Origin of the sequence: Chryseobacterium piperi (assembly GCF_002285635.2) — a bacterium.
Classification (GTDB): Bacteria; Bacteroidota; Bacteroidia; order Flavobacteriales; family Weeksellaceae; genus Chryseobacterium; species Chryseobacterium piperi.
The window spans coordinates 3,425,343-3,445,157 of the sequence record NZ_CP023049.2 but is presented as its reverse complement, the minus strand read 5'-3'; the positions used below and the strand labels follow the sequence as shown (position 1 = coordinate 3,445,157).

20 protein-coding genes are annotated in these 19,815 nt (G+C 35.0%); 4 read left to right on the top strand and 16 right to left on the bottom strand.

Annotated features, from left to right (window positions below; translation table 11 throughout):
• Positions 1-32 precede the first annotated feature (32 nt).
• The 5 genes from porD to CJF12_RS15060 form a co-directional block, all read right to left on the bottom strand.
• Positions 33-941, bottom strand: a complete 909-nt coding sequence (gene porD / locus CJF12_RS15080; RefSeq protein WP_034681467.1) for a type IX secretion system protein PorD — start codon at positions 939-941, stop codon at positions 33-35.
• A gap of 36 nt (positions 942-977) precedes the next feature.
• Complete coding sequence (gene coaBC / locus CJF12_RS15075; RefSeq protein WP_034681465.1) at positions 978-2,183, bottom strand: bifunctional phosphopantothenoylcysteine decarboxylase/phosphopantothenate--cysteine ligase CoaBC; 1,206 nt, start codon at positions 2,181-2,183, stop codon at positions 978-980.
• A 121-nt stretch (positions 2,184-2,304) separates the two neighbouring features.
• Positions 2,305-2,628: a DNA-directed RNA polymerase subunit omega gene (locus CJF12_RS15070; RefSeq protein WP_034681463.1), complete on the bottom strand. Its 324-nt coding sequence runs from the start codon at positions 2,626-2,628 to the stop codon at positions 2,305-2,307.
• A 42-nt stretch (positions 2,629-2,670) separates the two neighbouring features.
• Positions 2,671-3,666, bottom strand: a complete 996-nt coding sequence (locus tag CJF12_RS15065) for an outer membrane protein assembly factor BamD (protein WP_034681462.1) — start codon at positions 3,664-3,666, stop codon at positions 2,671-2,673.
• Positions 3,667-3,765: 99 nt separating this feature from the next.
• Positions 3,766-4,395, bottom strand: a complete 630-nt coding sequence (locus CJF12_RS15060) for a TetR/AcrR family transcriptional regulator (RefSeq protein WP_034681461.1) — start codon at positions 4,393-4,395, stop codon at positions 3,766-3,768.
• A gap of 97 nt (positions 4,396-4,492) precedes the next feature.
• On the opposite strand from CJF12_RS15060, the gene CJF12_RS15055 reads away from it, so the two are divergent.
• From CJF12_RS15055 to CJF12_RS15040, 4 genes are all read left to right on the top strand, one after another.
• Positions 4,493-5,119, top strand: a complete 627-nt coding sequence (locus CJF12_RS15055; protein ID WP_034681460.1) for a TatD family hydrolase — start codon at positions 4,493-4,495, stop codon at positions 5,117-5,119.
• Positions 5,112-5,837, top strand: a complete 726-nt coding sequence (locus CJF12_RS15050) for a tRNA threonylcarbamoyladenosine dehydratase (protein WP_034681459.1) — start codon at positions 5,112-5,114, stop codon at positions 5,835-5,837. The genes CJF12_RS15055 and CJF12_RS15050 overlap by 8 nt, the downstream gene beginning before the upstream one ends.
• Complete coding sequence (gene rnpA, locus CJF12_RS15045) at positions 5,837-6,208, top strand: ribonuclease P protein component (RefSeq protein WP_034681458.1); 372 nt, start codon at positions 5,837-5,839, stop codon at positions 6,206-6,208. Before CJF12_RS15050 ends, rnpA begins: the two co-directional genes overlap by 1 nt.
• Positions 6,209-6,341: 133 nt before the next feature.
• On the top strand, positions 6,342-6,944 hold the full coding sequence (locus CJF12_RS15040; protein ID WP_034681457.1) for a DUF4126 domain-containing protein: 603 nt from the start codon (positions 6,342-6,344) through the stop codon (positions 6,942-6,944).
• Between the two features lie 239 nt (positions 6,945-7,183).
• On the opposite strand, the gene CJF12_RS15035 is transcribed toward CJF12_RS15040, so the two are convergent.
• The 11 genes from CJF12_RS15035 to CJF12_RS14980 all read right to left on the bottom strand — a co-directional run bounded on the left by CJF12_RS15035 (position 7,184) and on the right by CJF12_RS14980 (position 19,793).
• A complete protein-coding gene (locus CJF12_RS15035; protein ID WP_051887169.1) occupies positions 7,184-9,166 on the bottom strand; it encodes a hypothetical protein in 1,983 nt (660 codons plus the stop codon).
• A gap of 4 nt (positions 9,167-9,170) precedes the next feature.
• On the bottom strand, positions 9,171-9,692 hold the full coding sequence (locus CJF12_RS15030; protein WP_228379051.1) for an LptE family protein: 522 nt from the start codon (positions 9,690-9,692) through the stop codon (positions 9,171-9,173).
• 19 nt (positions 9,693-9,711) lie between these two features.
• Positions 9,712-10,413: a hypothetical protein gene (locus tag CJF12_RS15025; protein WP_034681455.1), complete on the bottom strand. Its 702-nt coding sequence runs from the start codon at positions 10,411-10,413 to the stop codon at positions 9,712-9,714.
• A gap of 1 nt (position 10,414) precedes the next feature.
• Positions 10,415-11,701: a sigma-54 interaction domain-containing protein gene (locus tag CJF12_RS15020; protein ID WP_034681454.1), complete on the bottom strand. Its 1,287-nt coding sequence runs from the start codon at positions 11,699-11,701 to the stop codon at positions 10,415-10,417.
• A gap of 33 nt (positions 11,702-11,734) precedes the next feature.
• Positions 11,735-12,538, bottom strand: a complete 804-nt coding sequence (locus CJF12_RS15015; RefSeq protein WP_034681452.1) for a tetratricopeptide repeat protein — start codon at positions 12,536-12,538, stop codon at positions 11,735-11,737.
• Entirely contained in the window at positions 12,510-13,019 is a 510-nt protein-coding gene (locus tag CJF12_RS15010; protein ID WP_034681450.1) for a hypothetical protein, read from the bottom strand. Before CJF12_RS15010 ends, CJF12_RS15015 begins: the two co-directional genes overlap by 29 nt.
• A 16-nt stretch (positions 13,020-13,035) precedes the next feature.
• A complete protein-coding gene (gene miaB / locus CJF12_RS15005) occupies positions 13,036-14,472 on the bottom strand; it encodes a tRNA (N6-isopentenyl adenosine(37)-C2)-methylthiotransferase MiaB (RefSeq protein ID WP_034681448.1) in 1,437 nt (478 codons plus the stop codon).
• Positions 14,473-14,806: 334 nt separating this feature from the next.
• Positions 14,807-16,540, bottom strand: a complete 1,734-nt coding sequence (locus CJF12_RS14995; RefSeq protein WP_034681444.1) for a thiamine pyrophosphate-dependent enzyme — start codon at positions 16,538-16,540, stop codon at positions 14,807-14,809.
• 234 nt (positions 16,541-16,774) lie between these two features.
• Entirely contained in the window at positions 16,775-17,974 is a 1,200-nt protein-coding gene (lysA, locus tag CJF12_RS14990) for a diaminopimelate decarboxylase (protein ID WP_185097159.1), read from the bottom strand.
• Between the two features lie 235 nt (positions 17,975-18,209).
• A complete protein-coding gene (locus CJF12_RS14985) occupies positions 18,210-19,433 on the bottom strand; it encodes a 3'-5' exonuclease (RefSeq protein ID WP_034681440.1) in 1,224 nt (407 codons plus the stop codon).
• The gene (locus CJF12_RS14980; RefSeq protein WP_034681437.1) at positions 19,434-19,793 is read right to left on the bottom strand and encodes a hypothetical protein; all 360 of its coding nucleotides are present in this window, start codon (positions 19,791-19,793) and stop codon (positions 19,434-19,436) included.
• Positions 19,794-19,815: the final 22 nt, after the last annotated feature.

Genomic DNA, 19,815 nt, shown 5'->3' with positions numbered 1-19,815 from the left:
TCAGAATTCAAGACATTAATGTGCTTAACGATTTATTTCCACTTATTCCACTTCGTCTCATTATACTTTGGAGCAAAGGCCATCATGAGCTGTTTGAGATCATTCAGCACAAGACCTCCATTATTATTGGAATTGAAAATATTAAAAATTTCATCGTTCTTTGCCTCGATAAAAAGATTACATGCATAATTCTGCTGAAAACTATTTTCATAGGTCCTTAGCTGCATTAATGCATCAAAAATTACCTTCTTAGCCTGAGTCTGATCCTGGTTAAAGAGGTTATCCAGCCCTGCTCTGTGATAGGTATAAAATATAGAACGTAGCTGGCTGATGTTAGGACTTGATAATTGAGTAATTAATGCTCCTCTGGTTCTTGGTCCTTCATTTCCAATTTGGGCCCAGCCTTCATATCCTCTGTTCTGAGCATTCTGAGCAATCTGTTGTGCTTTAGCAAACCATTGTGATCCACCCATAGACTGGAAACTGTCTGCATCATATCCTAAAATAAGGTAGACATAGAAGCTAATCACATCAATTAAGTTTTTTCCGGAAAACTGTCTTTCATTAAAAATAAGATTCTCATTCTCAACATATTCAAAAGCAAATTTGGTATCCTGAATATTGATCAAGGGAGACTCATAGGTTGAACCATATACCGGACGAACTGCCTGAACCACAATATTACCTGCGTACCTGTTTCCATCTCTGGATGAAAGGACAATAGCAAAATTAGATTTTATCTTTTCAAAATTTTGTAATTTCTTTCCTGTCCAGCTCGTATTGTTAATAAAATCCCGGAGACTTTTTTCCAATGCTTTATAAGCCTGCTGGTTACTTCCTCCTAGCTGTTGAGCATTCACCTGAACAGTAGCCAGCAATTCCTGAGAAAGACTAATGTTATATAAGAAAAGTACTAAAAGTAAACTTATGATTTTTTTCATTATCTATTAAAAATTGAGAACGGAAATTTATTAAAATTATTTCAAAAGCTGATGTTCTACAAAGTTCAGAATATCTTTGGCAACATCATCTTTAGACTTTAATTCAAATTCTTTCCTTTCGGTTTTGGTGAATATCCTGATTTTATTGGTGTCATTTTTAAATCCAGCCCCGGCATCACGAAGTGAATTCAGCACAATCATATCCAGATTTTTCTTTTGCAGCTTTCCTTTGGCATTCTCTTCTTCATTCTGGGTTTCTAAAGCGAAGCCTACTAAAAACTGATGGGTCTTTTGCTCCCCCATCGTTTTAAGAATATCAGGATTTTTAACCAGTTCAATAGTCAGATTTTCATCATTCTTTTTGATTTTCTCTTTGGCTATCTCCATGGGTGCATAATCTGCTACAGCTGCACTTGCAATTGCTACATCCGTATTTTCATAAAATTCAAATACTTTATCCAGCATCTCTTTTGCAGAGGTAACTTGATGTAATTCAATGTTTTTATGATGAGCGATCTGAGCACTTGGTCCGGAAACAAGAATAACTCTCGCTCCTCTTTTAGCAGCTTCTTCAGCAAGTGAAAAGCCCATTTTACCGGAAGAATGATTACCGATAAACCGAACGGGGTCAATGGCCTCATACGTAGGGCCTGCAGTAATTAAAACGGTTTTACCTACCAATGTATTTTTCTGTCCTTGGTTGTCAAAAAAATCTTCAACAGTTTTAGAAATTGTTTCCGGTTCTGCCATTCTTCCTTGTCCAATCAAACCACTGGCAAGCTCTCCACTTTCTGCAGGAATAATAATATGCCCGAAATCTTCAGCAAGATCTAAATTCTGTCTGGTTGTAGGATGATCATACATATCCAGATCCATTGCAGGCGCAATGAAAACAGGGCATTTCGCAGACATATATGTCGCTAATACCAAGTTATCACACATCCCGTGAGTCATTTTAGCTAAAGTATTTGCTGTACAAGGAGCAACAACCATCGCGTCTGCCCATAGTCCTAATTCTACATGACTGTTCCAACTTCCATTTTCATTATAGAAATCAGTATAGACAGGTTTCTTAGACAGTGTAGAAAGACTCAGCTTCGTAACAAAGTGCTCAGCATCAGGAGTCATAACTACCTGTACTTCTGCACCTTTTTTTATAAAATCTCTTATCAAAAAATGAATTTTGTAAGCAGCAATTCCTCCAGAAACGGCAATAAGAATCTTTTTTCCGGAAACACTCATTTAGTTTTAATTTTTTAAAACACTAAATTACTTATTTTTTCCCACAACAGGTTTACAAACAGCAAAAGGTCATAAAGAAATTACTCCTTTATGACCTTCATTTATAAAAAATACAAATGATTTATTTTCTTTCTTCAGTCTTTCTGAAGTAAACGTCTTCGTTCAACCATTCTTCAATAGCAATAGAAGTTGGTTTTGGAAGTTTTTCGTAATGTTTAGAGATTTCTATCTGCTCTCTGTTTTCGAAAACCTCTTCCAATGTAGAATTGTGAACAGCAAATTCATCTAATTTATTATGCAGTTCTGTACGAATTTCTGCATTAATCTGCTCTGCTCTCTTTCCCATGATAACAATAGCTTCATAGATTGAACCTACTTTATCTTCAATCTTATCTTTATCGTAAGTAATAGTATTTACTTCTGCTTTTGTATCTTTTACACTCATTTTGAGAAAATTATTTTATTAATAAGATGGCAAATTTACGAATTATCTTTGAATTCTGAAAGTGGCAGCAGGAGGAGGGGTCTGTAACGCAGCACTATCTCTCTGCATCTGCTTAGCTTTCTTCTCAACAACAACCTGCTCTTTCATCTGCTGTTCTGTCTTGTTCTTTTCTGCAAGCTTGTCTGCTACCTTCTTTTGTCTTGCAGTCAGAGTAGCCATTCTTGCTTCAGTCTGCTTTTTAACGACCGCAAAATTTTGTTTTTCTTTATCCAGTTTTTCTCTATAGTCTAAAGCTGTTTTAGAATATTCTGTATTAGGAAGCTCTTTTTCTACCTGTCTTGTAAACGCCAGTGCACTTTCGATACGCTCCTCTTTAAGATCATAAACCGAATTTTGTGCAAGCAAATAACGGGACTTCATGATATAATCATAAATCTTCGGACGAAGCTTGGTACTTGGAAAATCTTCTAATACATTATCCAATGCAACGTTAGCAGATTTATAATCTCCCATTTTAAAATATTGTCTTGCGTTTTCGTAAGATTTAAATTCTAACTTGTAAGACAATTCATCGATTAACTGATTGATATTCTTAGATCTTTCAGAGTTTGGATAAGTATTTAAAAAGTCCTGCAATTCATTAATTGCCAGCTCTGTACTTGATTGATCCAAGTTATAATCCATAGATCCTTCATAGTAACACAAAGCAGACATATAAGCAGCTTCTTCAGCTCTAGGATCTTTTGGGAAACTTACCGCAAAGTTTTTAAACTGATGCCCAGCCAATTTATAATTTTTATCATAATAATTGGCATATGCTGTATTGAACCCAACATTTGGAAAGTCATCTGTTCCGGCAACAAGGTTAGCAAGCCTGTCGTAAAGAGCTAAAGCATTTTTCCATTTCTTTTTAGCGAAATTATCATTAGCTGCTTTTAAGATGAAAGCTTTATCAGCACTTTTCAATGCTTTTTCTTGCTGACTTACACATGATGAAACTACAGCTATGGCAAAAAGACCTAAAATATATTTTTTCATAAAAAAATTCAACAGTTCCGGGTTTTAACCCATCTATTAATTTGCAAAAATATAACTTTTTTGTCAATAGATTTTTTTTTATGATTATTTAACGTAATTTTAGTCAGCTGCGTATCCAAGAATTGCAAAAACACTGAGTAAGAGATTCATTCTTACCTTTTTTTCGGCTTCTTTTGCATAAGCTTCTTCGTTTTTACTGGGTACATACAATTCATAGAAGTTTTTATTGCGAATCACAAATAACGTGGAACCAATGATGGTGGTAAGCACATCTTCCGGCTTGGGAGTAAAGGTAAAAACGCCGGATGCAACTCCTTTTTTAATCACCTCATCCAATTTTTTCACAAATAGCTGGTAAAAATCAAGAAGTTCATCTTTTAAGTTTTCTGTATGCCGCAGCTCCTGGGTAACAAATCCATGAAAATAATTGTATTTGAATAACTGAGATACAATATATTTAATGATCTCTTTCATTTGCATTTCAGGTTTTCCGTCTTTAATTGTATCGGCAAACTCAGAAAAGTTCTCTCTGGTTTTCAGAACTCTATACTGATAGAGATAAGACATCATTTTTTCTTTGGAACCAAAATAATAAGAGATCATTGCTACATTGATATTTGCTTTAGAACAAATATCCCTTACTGATGTTCCTTCATATCCTTTCTTTGCAATTAGCTCCTCAGCGATATCCAGAATATGGATCTGCTTTTCCGTAAATTTTTTTTTCATAAAGTGTCACTTTGAGTAAAGTTAAGAAATATTTAACACAATTATAAACGATTGTTTAAGAATTTCAAATTAATTCTAAATAATAGTATTTTTGAGCATGGAATTTTTTGATTTTCACCATCATAAAAAAAATATCACTTATGGTATCTATAATGTAGATATGGAAGAAACTTTGCCTGAATTTCCATATTCGGTAGGAATTCACCCCAAAGACATCGATATCAATGCCATTGAAAAACAGGTACACTGGCTAAATTCATCAATCGGTAAAAACTGTTTTGCCATTGGAGAATGTGGACTTGACGGCCTTGTACCGGTAGATATAAAAATTCAGGAAGCTGTTTTTTTACAACAAATCCACATTTCAAATGAAGTAGGGAAACCTTTAACAATCCATTGTGTAAGAAAATTTTATGAAGTTATTTCATTCAGAAAAAAAGCAAAATATGCGATGGTTATTCATGGTTTCAATAAAAAACAAAGTATTGCAGAAGACCTTCTCAAAAATAATTTTTATTTGAGTTTTGGAAAACCTGTTTTGTATAATTTATCTTTGCAGAATACTTTGAAAATAGTTCCTTTAGATAAGCTCTTTTTAGAAACTGATAATGATGATTTTAATATCCAAGAATTATATCAGAAAGTTTCAGAAATAAAGGGTATCTCTTTGGAAAAACTTAATGAACAAATTTTAGAAAATTTAGAGACGATACAAAATGGATAAAAACTGGCTGGAGAGAACAGAGCTTCTTATTAAGGAAGATGGATTAGAAAAGTTGAATCAATCAACGGTTCTTGTTGTAGGTTTAGGAGGTGTTGGTTCTTTTGCTGCTGAGTTTCTGGCAAGGGCAGGAGTCGGCACTATGACGATTGTAGATGGAGACACAGTAGACATCACCAATATCAACAGACAATTACCTGCATTACATTCTACGGTTGGGAAACATAAAGTAGAAGTTGTTGCGGACAGGCTTTTAGATATTAACCCTAATCTGAATCTCATTAAAATCAATGAGTTTTTAAATCCGGAGAGAATGGATGAAGTTCTGGATTCCGGAAAGTTTGATTACGTTCTGGACTGTATAGACAGCGTAACTCCCAAATTATGTTTAATGAAGGCTGCACGAAAAAGAAAAATAAAAATCGTCAGTTCAATGGGTGCCGGCGGAAAAACAGATCCCAGCAAAGTATTGGTAAGAGATATCAGTAAAACTCAGAATTGCTTTTTAGCCAAACAGGTAAGAAAAAGATTGAAAAGAGAAAAAATCAATAAAGGAATCAGATGTGTATTTTCAAATGAACTTCAAAATGAAGAAAGTTTAAAATTAACAGACGGAACAAACTATAAAAGATCATTCTATGGTACGATCAGCTATATCCCTGCCATTTTTGGCCTCTATGCAGCGGCTGAAGTGATCAACCATTTAGTAAAAAAAGATTAATGCAGAACTTCAAATATCCTAAAGAGGAAAAACTTAAAAAAACGAATGAAATTGCATTACTTTTCGAAAAAGGCAAATGGAGAACGTGTGAAAATCTGAGAATTATTCTTCTTAAAGATAAACCTTCCTTACCGATAGAAAGCTCTAAGTTTGGGGTTTCTGTTTCCAAAAGATATTTTAAAAAAGCGGTTCATAGAAACAGAGTAAAAAGATTATTAAGAGAATGTTACCGTCTGCATAAAGATCTCTACAAAGAATCTTTTGGAGAAAAAACATTGGCTATGCTTTTTTGGGTATCTCCTGAAATGCCACAGAAATTCCAGGATGTAGAGGTTCAGTTTATAAGGCTTTGCCAATCCCAGAAAAAATAAAAACACTTTTTTTAATGTAACAATAGATCAATATCTGACATATATGTACCTAAAATCCTTTGAATTTAAGTTTTCATAAAATCTTCAGATACTTTTCGTATTTTTAGGGAACACAACCAATTTGAAAATTAATATGTTAGACAATATTCCCTATTTCCCTTATATCCTGAGTGCATTTATAGGCATTGGCCTTTCTGCTGCAACGGGTTTTAGAGTATTTCTTCCCATGTTTGCGGTAAGTCTTGCATCTTATTTTCACTGGATTCCCATGAGCGAACAATTTGAATGGCTCGCCGGGCTTCCAACTCTTATCACAACAGGAATTGCAACTATTGTAGAAATTTTAGCCTATTATATTCCATTCATTGATCACTTGCTCGATACGATTTCTGTACCTATGGCCACCGCAGCCGGTACTATATTATTTGCAAGTCAATTTGCAGATTTTGGGACATTCCCCCAGTGGGCACTGGCGCTCATTGCAGGTGGCGGAACAGCCGCCACCATCAGTTCAGGATTTGCCGGAATCAGAGCAGCGTCAACGGCAACGACAGGAGGGCTCGGAAATTCTATTGTTGGAACCACAGAAACAGCCGGAGCCGGAATTATGTCTATACTAGCTATGGCAGTACCAGTAATTGCTGCAATTATTGCTATTATTCTGGTAATCCTAGTTGTGGTATTAGGCCGGAAAGCCTTACGAAGCTTGAAAAGAAATAAAAAGGTAGCTGAATAAATATTTCTGAACACAATACAAACCTTATCCGTTTTTGGGATCTGTGGGATTTTATCTGATATTTAACTAATAATGGTTATTTAGCCACCTTACTCAACTCTTGAAAAATAAAAAAAGATTGAATTCAGGATTCAATCTTTTTTATATCTTTTATGAGAACGTACTGTTTATGTATGATAAAGGAAAGAAAATCAAGTACAGATATTTCCGATTCTCTGTAATTAACCTTTGTTGCCTACTTAATTCTTACCTCTCATATCTTTCACTTCCTGAATCTTATCTTCAAAATAAGCTTTTTTCTCAGGATGTTTTCCGGCAAGAATTTCAAAGGCTTTTATAGCTTTTGTATATAGCTTTTGCTCAAAGTACAGGTTGGCAAGCGTCTCTGTCATCAAATGCGAAATATCATCGTTTTTTTCTTTAACCACAAAACTGCTTTCTTCTTTCAACTGACTTATCTTCGGGTTATTTTCAATGAAAGATTCAATGACTTTGCTTTTGACTTCTGCTTTAGGTTTTTCAGGCTGCGGTTCCGTACGGTCGATTTTCAGCCAGCTCTGCCAGGTGTTGATAAACCCCGGAATATTACTATCAGCAAGATCTACAGCCATTTTTTCTATCGACTTTTCTAATGGTACTCTGCCTTCTGTATTTTCTTCTTCTTTTTTATTTCCTGTTGTCCAGCTTGAAATATCAGAACTAAAGAAAGAAACATTCAATACAGGGGCTTCTTCATTTTTCTCTTCTGCCTGATCGGCTTGCTGTGCAGATTGAGCTTCTTCTACATTTGTAACCTCTTCAGGTTGAGTTTCCACAACGTTAGAGATCTCCTCCTCTTCTATTGTCTGATTATTTTTATCTTCTAAAGCCTCTTCTTTAATAGGTTCTTCTTTTGGCTGCAGAACTTTTTCTGACTTTTTATCGATTAAAGAATCCGGAACATGAGATTCAAAGCTCATTGGCTTCCATGCAGATTCTACTAAAGGCTCTACCTCAGGAACTTCCTTTTCTTTATCTACTTCTTCCTCAATTTTCTCAGCCTCATCTTCAGCAACTTCTTTTATCTCAGGAACATTATTTTCTTGCTCTTTGGCATCTTCTTCTTTTACCGCTACGGAATCCAAATTAAATTCCTGAGTTTCGGCAAAATTAATATCATGACTAACCGTTTCAATCTCTGCTCTTTCTTCTTCGACAGGTAATTCCTTACTCGCCTTCATCTTTTTCTCTACTTCTTCAATCAGCCTTCTCATTTCTTCCTCATGTTTATTGAACTCCGGCTGAGAAATTTCAGCTTTCGTTAGCTCATCAGTAGAGTTAGATTGTATTTTTACATCAGGCATAAATGAATCTGTTCCGTGAAAGCTCAATTCAGCCTCATCTGAAACTTTTTCTTGATCTGCTTCAGTTGCAATTTTATCCTCATTGATAATTTCCTCAGGAGTAAAAACAGTGGGCTGCATATCCTCTGAAATAATTCTTTCAGCTGAAACTGCTTGCGTTTCTTGACTTGAAACCTGATCTTCATTAACAACCCCCTCAATTATTACATGATCTTCTTCGGAAGAAGTTGGCAGATCAGTGTTCGTATCCGGCATTATTTTAACTTCTGCGTCTTCACTTTTTGAAGCTAATTCATTCTGCTGAACATCTTCTTTTTGAAGAGGATTGGCAGCGTCTGATCTTTGCGTAACAATAGTCCCTGATTCAACCGTAGACTCAATATCAATAATATCGTGATCTTTTTCATCTAAGAAATTCTCTTCTCCCTCAAACAGAATCCTGTTCCGTTCTCCATTGACGAAAACTGGTTTGATTTCTTCTTTAGGAGTTTGCAGATCAACAGAAATGTTTTCCTGAGATACCTGTGCCTTTTCAGACAACTCATCCCTTCTGATGGGGAATGAATTATTTTTAGGAAAATACCTGGAAGCATTTCCTTCCTTCGCTACATTTTTAGTTTCAATGATCTCTGGTTTTGCTTTTTCCTCTATTTTCCCATTAATCAGCTGATAAAGAATTTTTTTATCGGTGGTATAGGCCGCAGTGGTAGAAAGCTCTTTTTGATAATTCTCCTGATCATAAAGATGAACTCCATACAAATGCAGGGCTCTGATATTTTGAATATAGGGAAAAGAATTAATTTCCTCTTTCAAAAGATGAAGATCCTCTGATTGAATGTTTTTGGGGTTCTTTAATAATTCTAAAACTCTATTATTCATCTTATTACCAGTTCGCTACAATATCGTTAAATATCTTATTAATGATTCTCTCGTTTACAATTCTCACCTGTGACGTTTCAATAGCACTTTGAGATAAACTGTTATTGAATACAGCTTCATCAGAATAGGTTCTGTCAAAGCTTAAATCCGGGTGTAATTTATTTTCATAATGCACCTTTACGGTGATTGTTAATTTATTTTGAGATTCCTGCACCACTCCCCCTGTCGAGGTAGTTTGAGTATTGGAACTAATGGTTGTAGGAGTAATGGAATAATCTGTGATTTCCCCTTCTACTAAAATATCAGGATTTTCTTTCGTTCCTTTCAATGTTGTTCTCTGTAAAAAACGATTCTGAATATCTGTAGAAAACTGTTGAGATAAAGTAGGATTCACTAAAGCTGCATTATTCGGAAATTCATTGATCTGAATTGTTTTTTCATCTTTTAGAGATGATCCTGTAAAACTATAGCATGAGTTTAAAATGCTAACACAAAACAACAAAAGCCCCACTATCTTTAGCTTCATTATACTGATATTTTTAATATTAAAATTCATTTTTCAATCCGATTTCTTTTATTTCGTCATATTCTATTTGCTGAATGGCATCTTCATAAGCAAAATAATGGGTTGTATAAAAATAAGGCATTGTAATTAAAATACCAATACCACAAAGAAGTATCCCTAATTGAGATAGAAATCCCACTACAATAGCAAATAAGAAAATAGACAGCAGATTATTTTTTGTCATCATCCTTGACATAGTCCACGCCGTCTTGATATCATATACTTTTTTCAGGGAGATGAGTCCAGGCATATAAAATCCAAGTAAAGCTACAATAAAAATAGCGATAAAAATAAACAGCATATAGGGAATCATAAACAACAGCATTGCTGAGGGTACATCATTTCCTTCGCCAGCTGCTCCGGCAAAAGGGATGATAAAAAACATTGGAATGTACAGAGCAAACACAGCTCCAATAAGAATTAGCTGTACAATAAAATAAGGCACAAAGTCGTCGAAATTAAAAATATCCCCAACGTTGGCAGGTTCTCCTTTATTTACTTTTCTGCAATACTTGTAAAAGTTCCCAAATGCCAACAATCCACAGAAAGGAATAATGGACATTACCATACAAAAGATGTAAGCCACTAAAAAATTTCCAAAATCTTTCTTTAGAAGCTCAAAGCCTTTATTCAGATATTCGTTTAATTTAAAATCGATTGGCTTTGCCTTAATGTTCATCATATTAGTCTTCCAGATTATATTGTTTTATTTTTCTATACAAGGTTCTTTGTGAAATACCCAGTTCATCAGCTGCTTTATTCCGACGCCCTTTATGCTTCTCCAGAGCTTTAATAATCAAATCTTTTTCGTTATTCTGAAGAGAAAGGGATTCCGGATGGTTCTCTTCGATTTCAATTTCTTCAATATCCTCATAACTGTCATCAGGATTTGAAATAATAGTCGGAGTCTGAACTATCGGATGATTATTATCTTCAAAATATAGTAAGGAATTAGAATTTGAAGCCGGCTGAGATTCCTGAGTATAAAGTCTGCTGATCAAAGCTTTTTCCTGGGAGTTTAATTCACCAGTTCCTCTGTTTTTAATCAACTCAGAAGTCAACGATTTAAGATCATTAATGTCATTCCTCATATCAAAAAGAATCTTATACATGATCTCTCTCTCGTTTCCAAAATCATTTTGTTTCTGGCTTGCAGGAGTATTCACCACCATTGGCAAATGCGTTTCCATTGGAATATATTCTGCCAGCTTCTCCACAGTCACACTGCGATCTCTTTCTACCACAGTCATTTGTTCGACCAGGTTTCTTAACTGTCGGACATTTCCCGGAAAACTGTAATTTTCTATATAATGAACGGCACTGGGCTCCAGTACCAATTCAGGCATTCTGTATTTCTCTGCAAAGTCTATTGCGAATTTTCTGAACAACAAATGAATATCTCCTTTCCTTTCTCTTAAAGGTGGCATATCAATCTGTACCGTATTTAGACGGTAAAACAGATCCTCACGGAATCTTCCGTCATGGATAGCCTTCATCATGTTGACATTAGTTGCTGCAACAATCCTTACGTTGGTTTTCTGAACCTGGGAGGATCCCACTTTCATAAATTCTCCACTTTCCAGTACTCTTAGTAATCGTACTTGTGTTTGTAAAGGAAGCTCTCCAACCTCATCCAGAAATATGGTTCCTCCATCTGCTACTTCGAAGTATCCCTTTCTTGTTGCTGTTGCTCCCGTAAAGGCTCCTTTTTCGTGTCCGAACAGTTCGGAATCTATAGTTCCTTCAGGGATCGCTCCACAATTGACAACGATATATGGCTGATGTTTTCTTCTGGATTCTGAATGAATAATTTTAGGAATAAATTCTTTTCCTACACCACTTTCTCCGATAACCAAAACGGAAATATCTGTTGGTGCCACCTGGATGGATTTTTCCAAAGCACGATTCAGTGCAGGAAAGTTTCCGATTATTCCAAAACGATTTTTTATATTTTGTAATTCGACGCTCATAAGTAAATTTTTGATTATAGACTTAAATTCTGTTTACAGTTCTTCTATTTCCTTTCTGTAAACTTTGTTAAAATGATGAGTATAACCGTCCTTCATGGTTTTACCCTGGTCATACGTTGCCAATGCTAACTTTTTTAAATCTAAATAATCTTTGTTTCTAACTTTTGAAACTTTACTCTTAAAATATATATTTTCTGCAAAGTCATTTTCTTTGCTTTGTCTTTCAAAATTCTCTAAGGCCTTATCATATTTTCCTGTTTCGAAATAGATAACGCCCAACTGATAATAATCATAAAAACCAATATTATGATCTTTCTTAGAAAGTTGATTTTCAATAATCGATATAGCCTTCTCCTTTCCACCAAGTGCAGAATAACACAGGCCTTTTACGATATGCAGCTCATAATCTCCATTGGAAGAATACCCTAAATATCCTGTAGGATACATTTTCTCTAAAGCTTCAATATCAGCAATCGCTCCTTTATAATCTCTTAGAAACTGATATTTGCACCAACCTCGATAGCCCAAATGCATTTTAGGCTCCAAGTTTACTGCTTTATCTATCCATATTTTCCAGGTAATAAAATCCCCACTTTTAAGATAAGGGACTGATTTTTCTTTATAAACATTTGAAAAAGTCGGGCAGAGCTCTATTGCTGTATCAAATCCTTCTTGTGACTTTCTATCCCCTTGGCCTACAGACTCTAAAGAGTTATATATTTCACAAGCTTTTTTGCAATCTTCACCTTCTATAGTATTACAGTTTACCTGTGATTGCAAATTAACATAAACAACAAATACTAAGAGGCTAAGGCAATATTTCTGAAACTTTTCCATTTTCTATTTTAAATGTTAAATATTGGTAATAGTCTACTTTTATTCCTTCTAAATTTTTAGGAATCCATCCCTTTAAAGATTTTGTGAAATCTAAAAGCTTTGTTTCTAAATCTTTATCTACCAGGTTTTTTTCATAATTTAGATTCATTTGTTGTACTCTAAACAAACCCGTCTCACCTCTACAGTTAACTAAAAACCTTATCGTTATATACCCATTTGATTTTTCGTCTCCCTGAATCTTAGCAGATTTCAAACTTTCTTCAATCGAAATTTTCTCTCCTTTATATTGAAAACCCTGAGAATCATTATAATATTGAATTCCAAACTCTTTATCCAAACATTTTTTAAAACCAGGATTATCAAGCTTTTCATCAAAAGTGATATCGCCCACATGAGCAGCATATTTTGAAACCACATTTTTTTCTGTTTGACAGCTTATAAACAATGGAAATAAAAATAATATGAATAGAAAGTTTTTCACTCTTATTTTATACAAATTATAAAACCGTTTCCCCTAAAAGTGTGCCTTGTGTATTGTCAAAAACAAAAACATTCACAATGTCACCTATCTTTTGCCCTTCAAGCATATCAAAAACACAAACAGCATTCTGGGAATTTCTACCCTTCCATTGGTTTTTATTCTTTTTAGAAATACCTTCAATAAGAATCTGATGTGCTTTTCCGACATAAGACCTCATACGTTTTCTCGAAAGCTCTCCTTGCAATGCAATAACCTCCGCTAAACGTCTTTGCTTGACATCAGCAGGAATGTTATCTTCCATTTTTTTGTGAGCAGGAGTTCCCGGCCTCTCCGAATAAGCAAACATATAACCGTAGTCATACTCCACTTCTCTCATCAGACTTAACGTATCCTGATGATCTTCTTCAGTTTCATTACAGAAACCAATGATCATATCTTGAGAAAAAGAAACATCCGGAACAATTTCTTTCGCTTTTTTAATTAAATCCAAATATTCTTCACGGGTGTGCTGTCTGTTCATAGCTTCCAGCATCTTATTACTTCCACTCTGAACCGGCAAGTGAACATATTTACAAATATTTTCATGCTTCGCCATCGTTCTGAATACATCTAAACTCATATCCTGAGGGTTGGATGTAGAGAATCTGATTCTCATTTTAGGAACTGCTTTAGCCACAAGATCAAGTAAATGAGCGAAATCAACAGCCGTTGCTTTTTGCATTTCTGAAGCTTTGGCAAAATCTTTTTTAGGACCTCCTCCATACCAGAGATAAGAGTCAACATTTTGTCCTAGCAGAGTAATTTCTTTATATCCGTTATTCCAAAGGTCTTTACATTCTTCAAGGATAGAATGAGGATCGCGGCTTCTTTCTCTTCCTCTTGTAAACGGAACAACGCAGAAGGTACACATATTATCACATCCTCTCGTAATCGTAACGAAAGCAGTAACTCCATTTCCTCCTAACCGTACCGGATTAATATCTGCATAGGTCTCTTCTTTAGAAAGAATAACATTAATGGCGTCTCTTCCATCTTCGGTTTCTTTTAAAAGATTAGGTAAATCCCGATAGGCATCAGGACCAACAACCAGGTCAACCAATTGCTCTTCTTCTAAGAATTTAGTCTTTAATCGCTCGGCCATACATCCTAAAACACCAACCGTCATATTCGGTCTTTCTTTTTTAAGATTTTTAAACTGAGAAAGACGCATTCTTACAGTTTGTTCAGCCTTTTCACGGATAGAACATGTATTTAAAAGAATAAGATCCGCTTCTTCTACCTTTAGTGTGGTATTATATCCCTGTTCATTAAGAATGGACGCAACGATTTCAGAATCAGAAAAATTCATCTGGCAGCCGTAGCTTTCTAAAAATAATTTCTTAGAATTCCCCACTCTTTCAGCAATAGCAAAAGCTTCTCCCTGTTTTGTTTCGTCTATATATTTTTCTTGCACGATAATCAATTTAAGTTTTAAATCACAAAGCTTAAAGCATTCTCTCCACAACTTTGAATCTGAACACTAAACTTTAAATAATTAATTTGCAAAGATACAAAATATTGTGACAGAATGGCAGAGCTTTAACGAGATCTATACAATCTATTTTATTTTTCTTCTACGTTCTGATCAAAAGAAACTTCACGCTTTGCGTGAAGTTTTAAAGTATTTCCAAAGTAATCCCGATAATCAAACTGCATGTGGAATAGATATAATCTCTACCATAGTGATTATGTTTCAGTTCCGAATATTAAAATTACTAGACCAGTTTGGAATTATCACCGCCTTCTCATTATAATAGCCCCTTAATATGTTTGTAATTACTTTTTACGGTTTCCAAAACTTCTTCCATTTTCCCGCCTAACATCAGTTGAGCCATAGACTTGGTCATTCCTACTACCTGATCAAAATCTATTTTTGGAGGCAGAGCCAAAGCATTAGGGTTGGTGAAAATATTTAAAAGATACGGACCATCATGATTAAGACACTCCTGAATTGCTCCGGCAACATCCTCCGGGCTGTGAATATTTTTACCAGGATATCCCATTGCACGGGCTACCAAAGCGAAGTCAGGATTAATCATATCCGTTTCGTTATCAGGCATTCCGCCAACCTCCATCTCAAGCTTTACCATTCCGAGGGTCCTGTTATTGAAAACAATCAGCTTAATCGGTAGTTTGTATTGGAAAATCGTAGCCATATCTCCTAACAGCATTGATAATCCGCCATCTCCACACATTGCAATTACTTGTCGGTTCGGATATGCTAATGATGCACCAATTGCCATCGGCATAGCATTCGCCATGGAACCATGATTAAATGAACCTAACATTTTACGTTCACCGGTCCCTGTAATATACCTGGCACCCCAAACACAACACATCCCGGTATCTACCGTAAAAATAGCATCTTTCTTAGCTATCTGATCCAAAGTGTAGGTAACATACTCCGGCTGAATAGCATCTTCTTTTCCGAAGTCTTTTACATAAGTAAGTTGATTTTCTTTTACTTTTTCATAGAATTCCAATTGCTGATTCAAGAAATCTGCATTTGTTTTTTCTTTTAATAAAGGCAGCAATGCTTTAATAGTTTCTTTTACATCGCCGGTGAGTCCTAATTCCAGTTTTGCTCTTCGCCCTAATCTTTCAGGGCTTTCATCAATCTGAACAATTTTGTTTTTAACAGGCATAAATTTTTGGTACGGAAAATCCGTTCCTAAAAGAATAACAAGATCTGCGTCATGCATAGCATGATACGCTGACGGGAGTCCCAATAAACCTGTCAGTCCAATTTCATTTGGATTATTGGGCTGAATTGCCATCTTCCCTCTAAATGAATATCCTACGGGCGCTTTTAAAAGACGCGACAATCCTACGACTTCAGGATTGGCTTTTTCAGCTCCAATCCCGCAATAAATTGTCACCTTTTCATTTTCATTGATAAGTTTTGCCAAATGAGTTAATTCATCATCTGAAGGACGGACAATAGGATTGGTTTTGAATATTTGTGATGATGTAGTAGCTTCTTCTGCATCCATTTCTGAAACATCACCAGGAAGGCCAATAACGGCTACCCCCTTTTTAGATATGGCATGTTGAATTGCCGTTTGTACAACTCTCTGTACCTGTTCGGGTCTTGTGATCATTTGATTGTAATAACTACAATCATCAAATAATTTTATAGTGTTGGTCTCCTGAAAGTAATCTGTCCCCATTTCATTACTCGGTATTGTAGAGGCAATTACTAACATAGGAACATGAGACCGGTGTGCCTCGTAAACTCCATTAATAAGATGAACATGTCCAGGACCACTACTTCCGGCGCATACCGCAAAGCCATCAAGTTCCGCTTCAGCGGCGGCGGCGTACGCTCCTACTTCTTCATGTCTTACATGGATCCAATCAATATTGCTTTTTTTAACTGCAACATTCAAGTGATTAAGGCTATCACCTGTTACTGCATAAATTCTTTTCACATTTGCATTTTCGAGCATTTCAACGATTTGCTCCGCTATGTTTTTAGCCATAATTAATATTTTTTGGTAGTTAATTGATCTGGAAATACAGAATTTGAGTATAAATTAATAGAGATTTTTTCTGTTTGAAAATTTATAATCTCTATCAAATTTAATTAATTATTTTAGGATTACCATTGAAGCTCACTATTAATTTCCTGTTAATTTCCATAAAAAAAGCTCTGCAATTTTCTGCAGAGCCTTGATATATTTTAATTTAATTTCTGAATTGATGAGCGGATGAAATTATAATACTTCAATCTGATTTCTCAATAAGTCTTCAAATTCATCTCTCTTACGGATCAGATGTGACTTTCCGTCTAAGAATAAAACCTCTGCAGGCTTCAATCTGGAGTTGAAGTTCGAACTCATTTCAAATCCGTATGCTCCTGCCGTATGGAAAGCAAGAATATCTCCTTCTTTTACTTCATTTAATTTTCTGTCCCAGGCAAAAGTATCCGTTTCGCAGATGTTCCCTACTACGGTATAAATTCTCTCAGGTCCTTTCGGATTTGATAAGTTCTCAATAGTGTGGTAAGAATCATAGAACATAGGACGGATCAGGTGATTGAATCCTGAATTAACCCCAACAAAAACTGTAGCCGTGGTTTGCTTGATAACATTAGCTTTCACTAAAAGGTATCCGCTTTTTCCAACAAGGAATTTTCCCGGCTCAAACCATAATTCAAATTTTTTCCCTGTATTTTTAGAAAAATCGGAAATTACTTTCTCAACTTTTTTACCCAGTGTTTTCACATCGGTTTCCATTTCACTTTCCTGATAAGGAATTTTGAAACCACTACCCATGTCCAGGTATTTCAGATTAGGAAAATGTTCAGAAAGCTCTAACATAATCTCCAATGCCTGTAAAAATACATCCGGATCTTTGATTTCACTTCCCGTATGCATATGAAGACCCTCAACATTAAGGTTGGTACTCTTCATTACTCTTTCGATATGACGAACCTGGTGGATAGAAATACCAAATTTGCTATCGATATGCCCTGTGGATATTTTATAATTTCCGCCTGCAAAAATATGCGGATTGATTCTGACAAGAATCGGATAAGTATTCCCATATTTGTTCCCGAATTGCTCAAGAATAGAGATATTATCAATATTAATATGTACGCCGTACTGCATTGCTTCTTCTATTTCAGCAAGATCAACACAGTTGGGAGTAAACAATATTTTTTCTTTAGTAAATCCAGCCTTCAGGCCAAGCTTTACTTCGTTAATAGATACACAATCCAAAGAAGCACCTAAGTTCTTGACATACTTTAGAATGTTGATGTTGGTCAATGCCTTTGCAGCATAGAAGAACTTTGTGTGTTTTAAAAAAGAAGATGTAAGTTTTTCGTATTGAGTTTTAATAGATTCAGCATCGTAAACGTACACCGGTGTGCCAAACTCATTGGCAATCTTTAATAATTCTTTTGGATTCATAATTTCATTTTAACATAAAAAAAGGCAGATTCTTTGCTCAAGAGTCTGCCACATTAATTATTTTTATGCAAGACAACTCTTTTAAATATTCCAAACCTTAGAGAACTTTACAGCTCCCTTTTTCCCGGTTTTATTTTGTTTAAAATATTGCATTGCTTCGTTTTATTTTTTACAAAAATACTATTTATTTTTTATTTTAATAAAATTGATTTGAAAAGCACCCTCTTCTTTTTTATCATTTTGGTAATGGTAAGGTTTCAAAATCCCCTCGAATCAGTGCTAATTGTAATTCATTATGTAAATCTGCGGAGGAAAGAGGCAAATCGATCTTCAGTTTTGATAGCCTGCTAAGGGTTTGAATCTGGGTAAACAACTCGTAAAAACCGTAAGAAACCACCTTCCCGTTTTCGATGATTAAAAATAGCTTTTCACCTAATTTTCTTCCGGTTCCCAGCCAAAGCTCATTCCGCTTCTTAAAGTCAATTTTCTTTTTAAAAACATTAATATCATCATATTCTTTCTGAGTAGCAATAAACTGAGAGGCTTTTGAGCCTTGTGTAAAAGATCTGAATCTCAGAATAGGTCTTTCATCTTTATTCAGTGTATTTTTTTCAACGATGTATTTATTATTTCTGAAATATAAACCGAATGGAAGAACCTCTCTTTTCTTTATATTTTTTGAATTGAGAATCAATCTGGCAATGGTATCCGTACCTGTCAGTTCAAAATTAATCTGCTCAACTTCTCTTTGAATGCCTTCCCACTTTTTAGATTTCGAATTAAAAACTTTTTTTGAAAACTTATTGATATCCTGAACATATTCGGAAAGAATAATTTTCCCGTCCGTATTCTGGAAGTAGACAAATCCTTTTTCGTTAGGCAAATCCTGAGTCAGAAGCTTGATTTTATTAATATAAGTCTTCGCATTGGTTTCATCATGCTGTTTCTGAATAATTTCATTCTCCGTATCCTTAGAAACCAGAAGCTTAAACAACTCTAAAGTGGCTCTTGCATCTCCGTCAGCTCTATGATGGTTGGTTAATGGAATTCCTAAAGATTTCACCAATTTCCCCAATGAATAGCTTACCTCATCCGGAATCAACTTTTTGGCTAATGGTATAGTATCTAAAGTATTGATCTGAAAATCATAACCTAAATTTTTAAATGACTGACGAAGCATTCTGTAATCAAAATCAATATTATGCCCCACCAAAGTCGTATTCTGGGTAATCTCAATAACTCTTTTAGCTATTTCATGAAATTTGGGTGCTGTTTTAACCATTTTGGGAGTAATGCTGGTCAGCTTCTGTACGAATGGTGTAATATCACTTTCAGGATTGACAAGAGAAATAAACTGGTCAACAATTTTTTGCCCATCATACCGGTAGATGGCAATATCTATAATGCATTCTTTTCTATAACCTGCACCATTACTTTCTATATCTATTATCGAATACATTTAAGTTGATGTTATAATACTATTTTTATGGCTACCATTAATAATTCCCGTCAGTATAAGTCCAAAATACAGCGCCATCCCACTTGATACATAACCCATGCCATAAGTCAAGGTAGACAGCAACTGATCTTTTTGAATATCTTTAATCAATAAAGCAAAAACAGCTATCACAATATACAGACCTATTAACGAAATAATTCGTCCAAATAGTTGATACAGCCATTTTTTATTGATTAATAATGGTAATCCCGCCAAAATAACGAAAATTATATCAAAAAAACTAAAATGCCTATGTATGCTGTCCGTAATTAATTTCAGAACAGCTAATCCTATAAAGAAAAACAATGATAATTTTTTCATGGTTATTAAGTTTGAAATGATG